Raw genomic sequence first — 12,741 nt, 5'->3', positions numbered from 1 at the left:
TAAGCGTCCGGCCATCCGGCGCCTTTAGCCAAATTTCACCAAGCCGCCAGATCCCGTCGCGGATCTTTGAGCGGATCGCGTCCTCGGTGTAGCCAGACTCACTGGCAAACTTTCTGACGGTCATGTAGCGCATTGCCTTACTCCACCTGGCGCGTCAGGTTTTGGTTTCCACGATGATCTGTCACTACACGCCCCGGAAGTGGTCGGCCAGAACTTGTCGCCCGTCCAGCCCGCAGGCGGCGGACAGGTCGAGGACCTGTCCAAAGGTTGTTTCGCGCTGCTGCAGGGCGTCCCACAGCAGCAGGAGCAGGCCGGCTTGAGTCATGGCTCCTGCTCCAGCACCATCTGTTGCCGTTCGGCTTCCAGGCGCAGGGCTGTGTCGATAGCGCGATCCAAATCGCCGCCGCCGATGGCAGTGTCTCCTTGAAACACCAGTACATCGCTTCCTGGATCTTCAATGCAGACGCGGTCGCGCAGGTGGCGGTACCGGCGTGCGTCGGCAGCCATCTGGATATGGTCGTCGATGGAGAACTCTTCGCGCTCAAGCGTCGGGGTTACAAGATCACCTTGGCTGGCGCCGGCGATTACAGCCAACCCGCGGCCGATTGAAACGTGGGCGCCGAGCAGGGCGAACGGTAGGATCTGCTCCAGGCTTCCGCCTTCCGGTGCGCGCAGCACCAGCGTGATGCGATCAGGCAGCATCATGGGTAACCCCTTTCGCTTCAGCTGCTTGGGTGAGAGCATCGAGGATGGCGTTGGCACGTGCCCGGCCGTCCAGCTCGTTACGGATCGCTGTCACGATGAGCGAGTTCATGCTGCGGTCGTCTGCCTCGGCGGCTTTTGCAATCCGGTCGCGCATGCCGTCCGGAAGGCGAACGACGAACTTGTCGGCGTCGCGTGAGCCATATTCAAAGGTCATGGCTTACCTCCTGTTCCTTTTGCGCCTGGATGCGCTCATAAATTTCCTGGCGGTGAACGGCTACGCCTTCAGGCGCTTCGATACCCAAGCGAACTTGCATTCCGTTAACGCCGAGCACGGTGACGGTGATGTCGTCGTTGATTCGGATGGTTTCGCCTAGGCGACGGGTAAGGATCAACATGGTCAAACTCCTTTTTCAGGCAAGCCGGGGGCCTGCCGCGGTTGTTGGCTTTCGCAAAATCAGGGTTGGATCAGATCAGGCTGGCAGCTTCATGCCACCGCCAAGGCGCACTCAGCGCGCCGGGTTGCTATACGGGTTTCAATCTTTCGCTCGCCGCTGTTGCCGCCACGGCGGATGCGCATTGCATGGTCGTCGCCAATCATTCCGTGGATAGCCATGATGAGCGCCAATGCAGCTGCATTGTTACTGATAACGCCCCGCCTGAAGGCCTCGGCTACCAGGGCGGCGCGTCGTGTAACTCCCCACTTCGTGCCAAGCGCTATCACGCGCTTTTTTACACCGTCTTCGCTGATGCCAAGGATGCGTGCCACTTCTTTCCCTGATGCGCCTCCAGCAATGGCCAGCAAGCATTCCAGCTCACGCGGGGCAGCGCCGCGACCAAGAAAGCCGGTAAATCCAGACAGCGTGATGGTTTCGGTGCTCATGTCGGCTGCTCCATGCAGGGTGGCGATGATCGAAAGATACTAACGGTTATAATTTATTGTCAATACCAATGGTTATTATTTTTCGGTAGCACAAAAAAAGGCCCGCGTAAGCGGGCCTTTGTGAGAGCGAGGGGGGAGGGGTCAGAGCTTCATCATGGCTCGCACCACAACTCCGATAATTTTGCAGTTTCCGTTCACCTGGAGCATGGGGTATGCGGGGTTTAGAGGTTTCAAGAACCTGCGCCCAGCGTCTTCGATCAATTTTTTGAAGGTCGCTTCATTGCTGTCAGTCAGCTTCGCCACCACCAGTTTACCCGAGCAGGCATCGGCATCTGTATCCACCAGGATCATCATGCCCTCTGTGATGCTCGTCCCGCTCGGAGCTGTCATTGAGTCGCCTTTCACCTCAAGCCAGAAGGCGGCGCCCTTGGCTTCGTAGTCCGAAACCTCGTACCTATCAGAAAATCCTGGCGGGAACGGTTCGACAGCTTCAGCCCAGTCACCCGCCGCTACCCAGCTAATTACGGGATAGCGGTAAGACATTGATGGCTGAGCTGTGAGCTTGATATTGCTCTCCTCGCTAGAGGCGGCTTCCCCTATGCGAGCCGCCTCGGTGGTGTAAGCGATCTCGTTGGCGAGACGCGGACTGAAATTGGAAACGGGCACCTCCAGCAGCTTGGCAAAGACGGCGGCTGTACGAGCGTTCAATGGGTTGTACCCGTTCAGGTAATGGCTCACAGCTGCCTGGCTGATTTCAAGCTCAGCAGCGATTGTCGCCTGGGTGACTTTCCGATTCCTTCGAGAAAGGAAGGCTTCTTTGAGTCGGGCACATTCTTCTGCTTGTTCGGGGGGGAGGGCTCGTTTTTTCATGTGTTCATCCTAGAACTGATGGTAATGATGGTCAAAAACCAAAGGTGTGGACATATCTACTACCGGCGGTTATTTTATGTACCATAAGCCGTTTTTAGGTGAACCCATGACACCAGTTCAGTTGGCGGATTTCGTTGGTCAGCACGGCCAGGAAGAAGCCGCAAGGAGGCTTGGCACAAGTCAAGCCGCTATCAGCAAGGCCATTCGAAGTGGTCGGCAGATTCTAGTTCGTTCGCGTGCCGGCGGGCGCTTTGAGGCGTTCGAGGTTAAGTCGTTCCCGAGCGGTGGGGCGGTAGACAGACCGCGTGCCGACCTTGAGCTAATTATGTCGTCGATCGTTGGCCTTGCAGAGCCAACTGACGTGGCTGTTCAAACATCCAGTATCGGACAGGCTCTTTGATGAGGGCCTGTCCATCCCTGTTTTTGCTGTCTGGCTGACTTTTCACCAGGCAACAAAAAGCCCGCTTCGCAGGCGGGCCTTTAACCAGTCCCTTGCAGGGGACCTTCTTGAATCTTCGTCGCTTGGAGACGATTTCATGCACCCAAAAAATACCACCTCCGAAAGTCCAAATCAACATTCGGCAACGTTAACTGGTGTCTCCCAGTCTGGCGGCGGTCTAGCCGCAATCTTCACCCAAGATCAGCGCGCAGTTGTAGTCGGGCTGCTGATTGCCGAGCGAAACCATGCCAGTCGTTGGTGGACCTATCTTTCGGAAATGCGCCTCCACGGGCAGCTGCCTGATTGGGTCGTAGATCAGGAGGTCGGCCGCCATGTCGATTATGACCGCTGGAGTGTTCAGTGCCAGGCCACCAATCGTGAGCTGCTCGGTTTTGAAGGCCACCTCAACAGCTACGGCCGTTCCGAGTTGGCTGTTATGGACCTCCAAGAATGCGCTCCACAGAAACCTACTTCGCCAGTTCGTGGAGCGGGAGGTGCAGCATGCTAATTGCGCGAACCGAATTGGTGCCGATAGCGGTTGCCGGCGAGATAGTGCAGGACGTAATTGTCTCCGCAGAGGAGATCGCTAAATTCAACGAGGCCCGTGAGGCGTTCAGAGCCATCAAAACTCTCTACTGGTCCAAGGTTGTCCCAGGGCTTGGTGGCTTCGATAACCCGGTAGTGTGCGAGTTGGAGCGCCTCATGGAGCGAGTCGTCTTCGACACGCGCAATTTCCTGTACCCCCACCGCAACGCGGCTGCCTTCCATGACGCAAAGGATGTGGGAGGTGCTGAATGAATTTGTCCATCTCCACTGACAGCACCATGCCCAGCACGCAGTTGCGCGATCTGATCAATGAGGCGCGTGAGCAGGCCGGCGAGCCGAAGATTCGAAACGATCAGTTGATAGCCAAGATCGAGGACGAGCTTGAAGGCGAACTGGGGGTATGCAGAAAAATTGCGCACCCTCAAAGCGGGGTGCTGATGGATTCTTACGACCTGACTCGCGACCAATGCCTTCTGGTCGGGATGCGCGAGTCAAAAGCTGTCCGTCGTCGCGTCACGGAAAGACTCAAAGAGATGGAAGGGGCCGTACCCCGGGCCATGACCCAGGCCGAGCTGATCGCGGCCAGTGCAAACCACCTGGTGGCGATCGAGCGGAAGCAGGCAGAGCAGCGGCAGGCCCTGGCTCAGGTGGAGGATCGCACCAGCCGACTGGAGCAGGTCCGCTATCTCGACTCCGTGCCCAGCGGCTTTGAGACCATCACCACGATCCGCGACCGCATCAACAATCGCCATGGCCTGCCAGCCTGGGTGGTGAACGCAGTGATGCGTGAGGTTTCGGGGGCGCCGCTGCCGTTCGCCATGGTGCGCAGCCGCCATTCCGAAGAAGGGGGGCAGCCGTTCGCGATCTGGCCCAAGCCGGCCATTACGCGCCGATTTGACCAGTTCGTGGGGCAATGCGCATACGTCACACCCGAGTGTGCAACCCACCCCGAGATCCCACAGGGGCGATTCAAGATCAACCCGAGGGCGGCGCAATGACCGACAACGTGATCCCTCTGTTTGGCCGGAAGCCAACTGATCCGGTGGTGATCAACGAGGCGTACTTCGAACCACTGACCAACGATCAGCTCGCATACCGGGCCTGGAACCATTGCGACCTGGCAGAGGAAATCTTCTTCTCGGATGAGGCAGAGGAAGACTCCCTGCGCGAAGCCAAGTTTGAAGTGCTCATGGCTCAGTGGGCTTTGCGGGTGCTGGTTCGGCGACTAACCGGATTCCCTGCCCTTGAACTTCGGGAGCAGGTGAATCAGGCGTTCCTTGAGCGGCTTGCCATCGATCCGGGCGGGCTGACTTCAGCGACTGAGCCAGGCTCTGGCGAATCCTTGGTGATGTGCCCATGGCCCAGCTACGCCGGGGCTCGACATTTGCCTGAACGCGAGCGCTGGGTGGTTTACAGCACAGCCAAAGCATATCGGGCCGCATTGGAAGAGCAGGGTATCGCCATGGTTGAACCCTACGACCAGTTTGTCCAGCGGATCACCGCTGAGTTGGAGATTTGAACCGATGAGCGTTCAAGCAATGACCTGGGCCCTAGAACAGCAGGAGGTTGGCGAACCGCATGCCCGCCACGTCCTGCTGTGCCTGGCCAACTATGCCGATCAGGATGGGCGCGCCGCGTTCCCATCGGTCGCTCGCCTTGCAGTCGATACCGGCCTGAGCCCTCGCACTGTCCAGTATCGGCTTCGAGACCTGGAGCAGAAGGGAGCGATCCGCCGGGGCAACCAAGCGATTCCCGCTGCCTACATCACCCAGCGGGATCGCATTCCTGTGTGCTACGACATCGCCATGGAGCGGGGTGCACAGCATGCACCCGGTGCACGCCAAGACGTACCGGGGTGCACGCCAGAACATAACGGGGTGCACGCCAGGACAGAACGGGGTGCACAGCATGCACCCGAACCATCAATTAACCACCAATTAACCACCCATAACCGTAAAGAAGGCGCAGGCGCCTCTGGTGATGGCAAAGGGAAGCGGAAGGCAAAGGAATCCTTTGACCCTCTGATGGCCAAGCCGGAGAACTGCTCTGATCGCGCTTGGGCCGACTTCTGCGAGATGCGCAAGGCAAAGCGTGCACCGCTGACCAAGCGCGCTTGTGACCTGATTGCCAAGAAGCTGGAAGGGCACCAGAACGCTGATGCGGTCCTCGACAAGTCCACCGTCAGTTGCTGGACCGATGTTTACCCAGAGGCGACGGCAAACGCTGGCGCACGGCCAGGCCGGCCTGGCGCATTCAACAACCTCCCTCAGCACACCGATGACATGTACCAGGAGAGCCACGATGGCCGCTCGAATTTCTGATCTGTTCCACCGCACCCCGGCCAAGCGCATCTTCTCCGGCGAGTGCCCGGTGCATGGTCGCGTCGATATGAGCGAGGTCGAGCAGCTGGACGGCTCGATGCTGGCGCGTGGCTGCAAGCGCTGCGCTTGGGAGGCCCTGCATACCAGCCCCCGCGACTCGGCAGAGCGCGTCCTGGCCAATGCCCAGCACAAGGTCGAGAAAGCCAGCGAAGCGCTGATCGCTGCTGGGATCACCCCGCGCTTTGCTGGCGCCACCTTCGAAAACTATCTCGCTGAGAAGGAGCCGCAGCACAGGGCTCTGGCCAAGTGCCGGGCCTATGCCGAGCAGTTCCCTGCCAACTTCCGGGCGGGCCGCTCGCTGCTGCTGACCGGTAACGTTGGCTGCGGTAAGACTCACCTGGCCAGCGCTATCGTCCGCACGGTGGTGGCCGATAACAATGCCGTGCGCTGATCATCCCGGCCGGGGACATTGTGAGCATTGCCCGCGCCTCGATGGCGCCTGGATCGGGCTACACCGACCGTGACGTGGCAGTCCATCTTGGTGGCTTGGATCTGCTGGTGATTGATGAGGTCGGGGCGCAGAAGGGCAGCGAGTACGAGCTGGGCCTACTGCACAGCATTATCGACCGCCGGTATCAGGCCGTGCTGCCGACTGTGGTGATCAGCAACTTGAGCGCTGACGGCCTCAAGTGCTACATCGGCGATCGCGCCCTTGACCGCTTGCGTCAGAACGGCGGGCAGCAAGTCGGGTTCACCTGGGAGTCGAAGAGGGCTGCGGCATGAGGGCCCTGTATAGCGACGAGGCTGAGCACGGCGTGCTTGGCGCGGTCATTCACGCTTCGCTGCAGCAGGACGAAGGCCTGGTCGAGGACATGCTCGGCCAGATGACCTCGGCCGACTTCTATCACGCCGACAATGCGGCCCTGTTCGAGGCCATGCTGGAGTGCCGCGAGCAAGCCATGCCCATCGATCCGGTGACCTTGGGAGCAGTTCAACGGCTGCTCCCGGGTGGCGACAACGTCATGGCCTATGCCGCTGAGCTGGCCAGCAAGGTGCCTTCGCTGGCCAACTGGAAGGCCTACGCCAAGCACGTCAAGGAGTGGGGCGTGATACGCCGCATTCTCGACGTGGCGGGTGGCGCGCAGGAGATGGTGCAGGCTGGCGCACCTACCGGCGAAGTAATCGCCGCTGCCCAGCAGGCCATGGCAGACCTGCGCAACCTTGATGGTGAGGCAAAGGGTTACAAGCGGCTGGATCAATGGATGGGAGATGCCGCCGACCTGGTGGATGAAAAGCACCGAGGGGTGGCGCCGAAGTGGCCCTCCACGGGGCTCGAAAAGCTGGATGAGCTGGTCCAAGGCCTTCGCCCGAAGAAGGTGACCGTAATCGCCGGCCTGCCGGGCAGTGGCAAGACTACCCTGGCCCTGCAGATCGCACAGCACAACGCCGTCAAGGAGCGGAAGCCGTGGCTGGTGTTCTCCATCGAAATGCCCGGCGAAGAACTGGGGCTGCGCGCTATCGCCTCGCTTGGAGGGGTGGCTCTGCACAAGCTGGATAACCCGGCCCAGATGCGCGAAGACGACTGGGCCAGGATGAGCGGTGCCGTAGGATTGGCCCTGGAAGCCCCGCTCTTCGTCTGTGACGACCCGGTGCAGACACCGTCCACTATTCGCGCCACGGCTCGGCAGTGCCAGCGCGAGCACGGACTGGCCGGCATCGTGGTCGACTACCTTACCCTGGTGCGCAGCGAGCGTGGTGGCCGATCTCGTACCGAGGAGGTGGGCAAGATCAGCAAGGCCTTGCTGCAGCTGGCCAAGGAAATGGGCATCCCGGTCATTGAACTGGCCCAGCTGAACCGCGACTCGACAAAGCGCCCCGGGAAGAAGCCGCAGTCCAGCGACCTGCGCGATTCTGGCGAGATTGAGGCTGACGCCAGCTGTATCCTGATGGTGCACCGCGATATGGATACGGAGGAGGGCCAGAACGGCGTCACCGAGATCCTGATGACCAAGTGTCGCCATGCGCGGGTCGGCACCTGCATCGTCCAGCAGGAAGGGCAGTATGGCCGGTTCGCCACCTACGCTGGATCGCTGCCCAGTGATGATGAGGTCGAGGCTGGGCGTGGTAGCTATGCCCAGCGCTACAAGGGGGCCGGCAGTGAGCGATTCTAAAACTCTGACCGTCACCCTGAGCGATGCGGAGATTCGCCGGCATGCCGCCGGCGAGGTCTTCCAACTGCGGGATACCCGTCACCGAGAGCTGCGGTTCCGGTTCTCGACTGTTGATCGCTCCCGTGGTGCCTGGCACGTCGTGGTGCGCGGGCGCTGGGGCAAGGCTGGCGATTACCCGGGTATCAACACCAAAACTATGCTGACTACGCTGCCGGCCATCCTGGCGCGCCGGGCTGCCGATGCCGATGCCAAGTCGACGACCACCAGCTGGGCTACGGTGGGCGATGTGCTGGCGTGGTACCGCGATCGGATGAACCGTGACCGTGGCCTGTCGGCCAAACGCAAGGCCAGCGCCAAGTCAGCGCTTGATCGCCACCTGGTGCCCCGCCTGGGTGATCTGCTGTTGGCCGAGACCAACAAGCAGGCGATCGACCAGCGCCTGATGTGGCCGCTGCAGGAACGCTATGCCCTGTCCTTCGTGCGTTCGGTCTACGGTGTGCTTTCGGTCGCGTTCCGCCAAGCCCTGCGTCTGGACATGCTGCCCGCCAACCCCATGGCCTCATTGAAGTTCACCGACTTCGTGAGGACCCGGATCAGGCCGCGACCTGCGCGACTGCGTGGGGATGATGTGCCGGGCCTGCTGGAGGTGGTCGCCGAGCGCTTCGAGGTTGAGCCGGCGGGCTGCATGCTGGCTTTGATGATGCTGTGCCACGGTTCGCGGCTGGGCGAGACCCGGCTGGCGCGCTGGCGCAACGTCAACCTTGAAGCGGGCCGCTGGTTCATTCCGGCGGGTGACACGAAGACGAAGGCCGAGCACACCCTGCCGCTGACCCCCCAGGCTTGCGCACTGCTGCGCCGGTACCGACGCCTGCAGGCCGCCCAGGGCTATAACGGCCTGCTGCTGTTCCCGGGCAGCCATGGTGCACCGCTGAGCCCGAGCAAGGCCAACACCTTGTTCACCGATATGGCCAAGGGCGAGTGGTCAAGCCACGACCTGCGCAAGGTGGCCCGCACGGCGTGGACCGACCTCGGGGTGGATTACATGGTGGGCGAGCTGCTGCTGAATCACGCCATGAAGGATCTGGACGCCACCTACATCCACACCACGGCCGAAGGGCTGAAGCGTCAGGCGCTGGAGGCCTGGCACCAGCACCTCGACGGGCAGGGATTCGCCGCCATTCACACCGAGACATTGCCGGGACAGAAAACCGGACCTGCAACCGCTGACGCCAATACGGGCGTGGGTTGCAGCACCTCACAGCATCCATCCCAAGGGAGGATGCACGATCAAGAATTCAAGCCAGGAGATGGCCATGAGTAATGTCACTGCGGCCCTGCCGCGCAAGAGCATGACGCCCGTTGAGCGGGAATTCCTGAGCAAGGGCAACCGCCTGTTGTTGGAGCAAACCAACGGCCGGATCGCCTCGGCAGCCCTGATGGATATCGTCGCCGATTGGCACGGCTCACGCGCCGTCCAGGGATTCGAGCAGTACGCCAAGGCTTGGATCATCCAAGGTGGCGCCAAGAACAAACACGCCTTCAAGCTGCTGTGCGAGCTGTTCGGCCTGGACACCGACCCAACGCCCCGGAGGGCTGCATGAAGAAACGAACCTACGTGGACAAGGCGCTGGGCGATACCGAGTACCTGCTGGAGCAATGGGGCTGGTGGCGAATGAGTGAGATGGGGGTGCCCCGTTACGTGTCGCCGCTATACGCGCTCATGCGGGACAACGTCCCCAGCGAAGGAGGCGTCCGTCAGCATGTAATCACTGATGACCTGGCGCTCATCATCGACGGCGCGGTGGCCCGGCTGACAAAGCGCAACCAGCAGATGGGAGACTTCGTTTGGGCCTACTTTGGATCGAAGCACCCAGCCATGCGGGTCGGAAGGGAAGCGGGTATGTCCGAGCGTAAGGCGCGGGAGATCATCAAAGCAGGCGTCGCCTGGATCGACTGCGCGCTCGAAGGAATTCGAGAGGCGGCATAAAAAGTTCTATACGGGCGGATAAACACCTGTTTTCATAGCAGCGTGTCCAGCTTGCAAGCAACGCGACACAGAGAAACCCCGGCCATTGTGTCGGGGTTTTTTGTATGTTTAATTTGGCGACTCACGGACCATCAAGGATAGGTACATGAGTCGCTTCGGAAATCTCGTAAGGCAGTTTCAGGCTAGTTCTCAGCGGCTCGAGAGTCACGCTGATTATTTAGTCCTTCACGCTGAAGAATTGGCTGATGACTTCGGCGTTTGGTTGTCGCAAACCGAAAGTGGTCATACAGATCCGCTATCCCACCCAATTAAGGTCAAGGCGTTGGGGCGATACGTGGACGACGAGGGCGAGACCGTCTATAGCGAGAAATTGAGCTCTGGAGAGCTTGGCTACAAGCTGAACTTCGCGCTTGAGTTCAAACTGGCAGATGTGGATGTCTCAAGAGTTTCGAGCGTCATTCGCCTCCCGCTTACAATGGAAGTAGCTGAAGAAGGCGTGAAGGTGGAAGTATGCGACAACGGCGGCAAGTTCGGTTACACCCGTTCTAGGATGCCGGAGTATCTGTTCGATTGCCTGTACGAAATTTGTGAGAAATCGCTGAAGGTTTAATTCTGCGCCTCGCTGATAAGAGCCCCGCCATTGAGCGGGGCTTTGTGCATCTAACGTCCTAGCTTTTCCATGGCTGCATCGGCCAGGAAAGACGACCGACTCTTCACATTGTGATCGCGCACGTACCGATCGATCTGCTGGATGACAAAGCCCGGCAGAGTGACATTGACCTTCTCGGTCTTGCCTAGGTACGGCGTGATGTCGATTTCCAGCATACCCCACCCCATTTCGGCGAAGTCTGGATTGTTCCGGTGGGTGGCCGCGCTGGTGGGCATGGGGATGGCCTGGCCGCTGCCAGCGATCTCTTCCAGCATGATGTGGGCCACCTCGACTGCTGCCGCATAGGCCTCCTCGAAGGTGTCGCCAGCGGTGACAGCGCCTGGAATGTCGGGGATCTGAATACCGATGGCGGTATTCTCGTCGCCCCACTCGATGCAGATTGGGTATTGCATGGTGCTCTCCTACAGAGGTGCAAAGGGTGAAGCCGGGTTATTTCAACCCGGCTCGTTCCTTGATGCTCTTTACCGTGCCGATCGGTAGATCCTTTTTGGGGTGTGGCACTGGTATCGAGTTTGGGTTGTTGGGGTGTTTGAAGATGTGGTGGCTTCCAGTTACTCGTTTCAGAACCCATCCGGCGGCTTCAAGCTCCTTGATCAACTGCCTACTCTGCACCTCCATCTCCTTGTGTGGTTGATGGGATCATTATACCTCTAGGCGCATAAATCAACAAGGCAAATATGCGCCTAGAGTTACCTTTTAGAGTTCGCCATTACAGCGGACTTTTTGCCTTCTTGAGTCCAGCCATTGTGCTGGGCTTTTTCGTTTTCGGCCCAGGCCTGCTCCTAGCATCCCAGCGGATGCCGGCGACTTAGGGCCGTCCCTAACAGAGGAATGCAGATGAACAACGAGCACCAAGCGCTCGCTGATGTGCCCCTATGGCTGTTGATTTTGTTAAGCATGGCAGGCCTCTCGGGCGAGATGCTTCGAGCCTCAGGGGCCGATCTGAGTCTGCGGCAGATTCTGCAGCGCGTGGCTTTACGTTTCCTGGCGTCTGGATTGCTCGGCATGGCAACCCTACTGCTGGCCTTGGCCCTCTGGAGCAACCTCTATCTGGCTGCTGGTCTCGGCATTGTTATTGCCGTAATCGGCGCGGATGTCGCGGGCGGCTTGTATACCCAGTTCCTTGCCAAGCGGGCAGGGCTTCCTTCGAACGATCAATAAGGCAGGGAAATGACTGTATCGAACGAGTGTCGAATGTTGAGTCATTTAGAGGGGGAGGCATTACAGCGCATCGGCATCCTGAAAGGTGATGCTGAGCGGCTGGCCAAGGTTATCGGTGGTAGGGCGACTGTCGATCAGAATGCTCTTGAGAGGGCAATGATTGCCTTGCGCCGAGCCCTTGCCAAACTGGAAGACGTTGTTACGCGTAACGCGGCGGGTTGAGCCATGTTCAAAATCGGGTTGGACAATGCGTCGGGCGTGTCCTCGGCCTTGCAGCGCCTGTACCGCGACCAGCTGCCTTTCGCGGCGGCGTTCACCGCTACCGAGCTGGCCAAGCTAGTCAAGGCCGGCGAAACGCGGGTAATGAAACAGCGCCTAGACCGGCCTACGCCTATCACGCTCACTAGTCTTTTCTTGCGTGCGGCCACCAAGGCGAAGCCCGAGGCGCGGGTATACTTCAAGGACTCATGGTCATCGGGCATTCCTGCAGACACCTACCTGCAGCAGGCAGTGGCCGGTGGGCCGAGGCCGCACAAGCGCTTCGAGAAATCGCTGATAGCTAAGGGCCTGATGCAGTCCGGTCAGTTCGCCCTGCCTGCGTCGTACATGCTCAACCAGTACGGCAACGTATCGCGCGGAGTGATGACCCGCATTCTTTCGGGCCTTGGGGCTGCCGAGTCCTCCAGGGGCTACCAGTCCAACGCCACGGGCAGCAAGCGCAGCAAGCGCAAGGGCAATGCCCGTCGCTATTTCTCGGGCGTGGTCGATAGCATCGATGGTGTGTGGGAGCGCATGGACACGGCCTTTGGCGATGCCATCCGGCCGGTGTTCCTTTTCAGCAAAAGCGCGCCGATCTACCGCATTCAATTCCCGTTCTTTCGTATCGCGGAGAACATCGTTACGGCCAACCACGGCCGCGTCTCGACCGAGGCGCTCGAAAGGGCGATTGCCACGGCGAAACGGTGAAAGAGTCGCGAAAACCCCTCGATTT

At 59.9% G+C, this 12,741-nt stretch carries 24 protein-coding genes; 16 read left to right on the top strand and 8 right to left on the bottom strand.

What is annotated here, in order from left to right; all coding sequences use genetic code 11:
• Positions 1–184: 184 nt before the first annotated feature.
• The 6 genes from QIY50_07290 to QIY50_07265 all read right to left on the bottom strand — a co-directional run bounded on the left by QIY50_07290 (position 185) and on the right by QIY50_07265 (position 2,455).
• A complete protein-coding gene (locus QIY50_07290; GenBank protein ID WGV21995.1) occupies positions 185–325 on the bottom strand; it encodes a hypothetical protein in 141 nt (46 codons plus the stop codon).
• Complete coding sequence (locus QIY50_07285) at positions 322–705, bottom strand: hypothetical protein (GenBank protein ID WGV21994.1); 384 nt, start codon at positions 703–705, stop codon at positions 322–324. Before QIY50_07285 ends, QIY50_07290 begins: the two co-directional genes overlap by 4 nt.
• On the bottom strand, positions 692–919 hold the full coding sequence (locus QIY50_07280; GenBank protein WGV21993.1) for a YlcI/YnfO family protein: 228 nt from the start codon (positions 917–919) through the stop codon (positions 692–694). Before QIY50_07280 ends, QIY50_07285 begins: the two co-directional genes overlap by 14 nt.
• A complete protein-coding gene (csrA, locus tag QIY50_07275; GenBank protein ID WGV21992.1) occupies positions 909–1,100 on the bottom strand; it encodes a carbon storage regulator CsrA in 192 nt (63 codons plus the stop codon). The genes QIY50_07280 and csrA overlap by 11 nt, the downstream gene beginning before the upstream one ends.
• 89 nt (positions 1,101–1,189) lie before the next feature.
• Positions 1,190–1,585, bottom strand: a complete 396-nt coding sequence (locus tag QIY50_07270) for a LuxR C-terminal-related transcriptional regulator (GenBank protein ID WGV21991.1) — start codon at positions 1,583–1,585, stop codon at positions 1,190–1,192.
• 141 nt (positions 1,586–1,726) lie between these two features.
• Positions 1,727–2,455, bottom strand: coding sequence for a LexA family transcriptional regulator (locus tag QIY50_07265; GenBank protein ID WGV21990.1), 729 nt, complete (start codon positions 2,453–2,455; stop codon positions 1,727–1,729).
• 106 nt (positions 2,456–2,561) lie between these two features.
• Between QIY50_07265 and QIY50_07260 the strand changes: the two genes are divergently transcribed.
• From QIY50_07260 to QIY50_07200, 13 genes are all read left to right on the top strand, one after another.
• The gene (locus tag QIY50_07260) at positions 2,562–2,855 is read left to right on the top strand and encodes a Cro/CI family transcriptional regulator (GenBank protein ID WGV21989.1); all 294 of its coding nucleotides are present in this window, start codon (positions 2,562–2,564) and stop codon (positions 2,853–2,855) included.
• On the top strand, positions 2,800–3,402 hold the full coding sequence (locus QIY50_07255; GenBank protein WGV23152.1) for a hypothetical protein: 603 nt from the start codon (positions 2,800–2,802) through the stop codon (positions 3,400–3,402). Before QIY50_07260 ends, QIY50_07255 begins: the two co-directional genes overlap by 56 nt.
• On the top strand, positions 3,396–3,692 hold the full coding sequence (locus tag QIY50_07250) for a hypothetical protein (GenBank protein WGV21988.1): 297 nt from the start codon (positions 3,396–3,398) through the stop codon (positions 3,690–3,692). Before QIY50_07255 ends, QIY50_07250 begins: the two co-directional genes overlap by 7 nt.
• Positions 3,689–4,438 carry a phage antirepressor gene (locus QIY50_07245; protein WGV21987.1) on the top strand — a complete coding sequence of 250 codons (750 nt, stop codon included), beginning with the start codon at positions 3,689–3,691 and terminating at the stop codon, positions 4,436–4,438. Before QIY50_07250 ends, QIY50_07245 begins: the two co-directional genes overlap by 4 nt.
• Positions 4,435–4,959 carry a hypothetical protein gene (locus QIY50_07240; protein WGV21986.1) on the top strand — a complete coding sequence of 175 codons (525 nt, stop codon included), beginning with the start codon at positions 4,435–4,437 and terminating at the stop codon, positions 4,957–4,959. The genes QIY50_07245 and QIY50_07240 overlap by 4 nt, the downstream gene beginning before the upstream one ends.
• A gap of 4 nt (positions 4,960–4,963) precedes the next feature.
• Positions 4,964–5,761 (top strand): helix-turn-helix domain-containing protein, encoded by a 798-nt coding sequence (locus QIY50_07235; GenBank protein WGV21985.1) that lies wholly within the window; start codon positions 4,964–4,966, stop codon positions 5,759–5,761.
• A complete protein-coding gene (locus QIY50_07230; GenBank protein ID WGV21984.1) occupies positions 5,742–6,212 on the top strand; it encodes a hypothetical protein in 471 nt (156 codons plus the stop codon). Before QIY50_07235 ends, QIY50_07230 begins: the two co-directional genes overlap by 20 nt.
• 20 nt (positions 6,213–6,232) lie before the next feature.
• Entirely contained in the window at positions 6,233–6,544 is a 312-nt protein-coding gene (locus tag QIY50_07225) for a hypothetical protein (protein WGV21983.1), read from the top strand.
• The gene (locus tag QIY50_07220; protein ID WGV21982.1) at positions 6,541–7,932 is read left to right on the top strand and encodes a DnaB-like helicase C-terminal domain-containing protein; all 1,392 of its coding nucleotides are present in this window, start codon (positions 6,541–6,543) and stop codon (positions 7,930–7,932) included. The genes QIY50_07225 and QIY50_07220 overlap by 4 nt, the downstream gene beginning before the upstream one ends.
• Positions 7,919–9,253, top strand: a complete 1,335-nt coding sequence (locus tag QIY50_07215) for a site-specific integrase (protein ID WGV21981.1) — start codon at positions 7,919–7,921, stop codon at positions 9,251–9,253. The genes QIY50_07220 and QIY50_07215 overlap by 14 nt, the downstream gene beginning before the upstream one ends.
• Positions 9,246–9,533, top strand: a complete 288-nt coding sequence (locus QIY50_07210) for a hypothetical protein (protein ID WGV21980.1) — start codon at positions 9,246–9,248, stop codon at positions 9,531–9,533. Before QIY50_07215 ends, QIY50_07210 begins: the two co-directional genes overlap by 8 nt.
• Positions 9,530–9,919, top strand: a complete 390-nt coding sequence (locus tag QIY50_07205; GenBank protein WGV21979.1) for an antiterminator Q family protein — start codon at positions 9,530–9,532, stop codon at positions 9,917–9,919. The genes QIY50_07210 and QIY50_07205 overlap by 4 nt, the downstream gene beginning before the upstream one ends.
• A gap of 145 nt (positions 9,920–10,064) precedes the next feature.
• Positions 10,065–10,529, top strand: coding sequence for a hypothetical protein (locus QIY50_07200; GenBank protein ID WGV21978.1), 465 nt, complete (start codon positions 10,065–10,067; stop codon positions 10,527–10,529).
• A 50-nt stretch (positions 10,530–10,579) separates the two neighbouring features.
• Here the strand turns inward: QIY50_07200 and QIY50_07195 are convergent, their stop codons facing one another.
• Together QIY50_07195 and QIY50_07190 are read right to left on the bottom strand one after the other, a co-directional pair.
• Positions 10,580–10,981 carry a type II toxin-antitoxin system HicB family antitoxin gene (locus tag QIY50_07195; protein WGV21977.1) on the bottom strand — a complete coding sequence of 134 codons (402 nt, stop codon included), beginning with the start codon at positions 10,979–10,981 and terminating at the stop codon, positions 10,580–10,582.
• A gap of 37 nt (positions 10,982–11,018) precedes the next feature.
• Positions 11,019–11,201 carry a type II toxin-antitoxin system HicA family toxin gene (locus tag QIY50_07190; protein ID WGV21976.1) on the bottom strand — a complete coding sequence of 61 codons (183 nt, stop codon included), beginning with the start codon at positions 11,199–11,201 and terminating at the stop codon, positions 11,019–11,021.
• 225 nt (positions 11,202–11,426) lie between these two features.
• Here QIY50_07190 and QIY50_07185 point away from each other — a divergent pair, with 225 nt between their 5' ends.
• From QIY50_07185 to QIY50_07175, 3 genes are read left to right on the top strand one after another with little or no spacing between them, the layout of a single operon-like run.
• The gene (locus QIY50_07185) at positions 11,427–11,750 is read left to right on the top strand and encodes a phage holin family protein (GenBank protein ID WGV21975.1); all 324 of its coding nucleotides are present in this window, start codon (positions 11,427–11,429) and stop codon (positions 11,748–11,750) included.
• A 9-nt stretch (positions 11,751–11,759) separates the two neighbouring features.
• The gene (locus QIY50_07180) at positions 11,760–11,972 is read left to right on the top strand and encodes a hypothetical protein (protein WGV21974.1); all 213 of its coding nucleotides are present in this window, start codon (positions 11,760–11,762) and stop codon (positions 11,970–11,972) included.
• 3 nt (positions 11,973–11,975) lie between these two features.
• Positions 11,976–12,716 (top strand): hypothetical protein, encoded by a 741-nt coding sequence (locus QIY50_07175; GenBank protein ID WGV21973.1) that lies wholly within the window; start codon positions 11,976–11,978, stop codon positions 12,714–12,716.
• Positions 12,717–12,741 lie beyond the last annotated feature (25 nt).

Source organism: Pseudomonas putida (assembly GCA_029953615.1).
GTDB lineage: Bacteria > Pseudomonadota > Gammaproteobacteria > Pseudomonadales > Pseudomonadaceae > Aquipseudomonas.
The sequence above is the reverse complement of the archived record's forward strand: the minus strand, read 5'-3'. Positions and strand labels throughout refer to the sequence as shown.

Bases quoted from the DNA above. Each gene is read 5' to 3' on its own strand.
- QIY50_07175 (WGV21973.1), top strand. From the start codon at position 11,976: ATGTTCAAAATCGGGTTGGACAATGCGTCGGGCGTGTCCTCGGCCTTG.
- QIY50_07230 (WGV21984.1), top strand. From the start codon at position 5,742: ATGGCCGCTCGAATTTCTGATCTGTTCCACCGCACCCCGGCCAAGCGC.
- QIY50_07250 (WGV21988.1), top strand. From the start codon at position 3,396: ATGCTAATTGCGCGAACCGAATTGGTGCCGATAGCGGTTGCCGGCGAG.
- QIY50_07200 (WGV21978.1), top strand. From the start codon at position 10,065: ATGAGTCGCTTCGGAAATCTCGTAAGGCAGTTTCAGGCTAGTTCTCAG.
- csrA (WGV21992.1), bottom strand. From the start codon at position 1,100: ATGTTGATCCTTACCCGTCGCCTAGGCGAAACCATCCGAATCAACGAC.
- QIY50_07245 (WGV21987.1), top strand. From the start codon at position 3,689: ATGAATTTGTCCATCTCCACTGACAGCACCATGCCCAGCACGCAGTTG.
- QIY50_07185 (WGV21975.1), top strand. From the start codon at position 11,427: ATGAACAACGAGCACCAAGCGCTCGCTGATGTGCCCCTATGGCTGTTG.
- QIY50_07265 (WGV21990.1), bottom strand. From the start codon at position 2,455: ATGAAAAAACGAGCCCTCCCCCCCGAACAAGCAGAAGAATGTGCCCGA.
- QIY50_07235 (WGV21985.1), top strand. From the start codon at position 4,964: ATGAGCGTTCAAGCAATGACCTGGGCCCTAGAACAGCAGGAGGTTGGC.
- QIY50_07205 (WGV21979.1), top strand. From the start codon at position 9,530: ATGAAGAAACGAACCTACGTGGACAAGGCGCTGGGCGATACCGAGTAC.
- QIY50_07220 (WGV21982.1), top strand. From the start codon at position 6,541: ATGAGGGCCCTGTATAGCGACGAGGCTGAGCACGGCGTGCTTGGCGCG.
- QIY50_07195 (WGV21977.1), bottom strand. From the start codon at position 10,981: ATGCAATACCCAATCTGCATCGAGTGGGGCGACGAGAATACCGCCATC.
- QIY50_07290 (WGV21995.1), bottom strand. From the start codon at position 325: ATGACTCAAGCCGGCCTGCTCCTGCTGCTGTGGGACGCCCTGCAGCAG.
- QIY50_07285 (WGV21994.1), bottom strand. From the start codon at position 705: ATGATGCTGCCTGATCGCATCACGCTGGTGCTGCGCGCACCGGAAGGC.
- QIY50_07180 (WGV21974.1), top strand. From the start codon at position 11,760: ATGACTGTATCGAACGAGTGTCGAATGTTGAGTCATTTAGAGGGGGAG.
- QIY50_07280 (WGV21993.1), bottom strand. From the start codon at position 919: ATGACCTTTGAATATGGCTCACGCGACGCCGACAAGTTCGTCGTTCGC.
- QIY50_07260 (WGV21989.1), top strand. From the start codon at position 2,562: ATGACACCAGTTCAGTTGGCGGATTTCGTTGGTCAGCACGGCCAGGAA.
- QIY50_07210 (WGV21980.1), top strand. From the start codon at position 9,246: ATGAGTAATGTCACTGCGGCCCTGCCGCGCAAGAGCATGACGCCCGTT.
- QIY50_07270 (WGV21991.1), bottom strand. From the start codon at position 1,585: ATGAGCACCGAAACCATCACGCTGTCTGGATTTACCGGCTTTCTTGGT.
- QIY50_07240 (WGV21986.1), top strand. From the start codon at position 4,435: ATGACCGACAACGTGATCCCTCTGTTTGGCCGGAAGCCAACTGATCCG.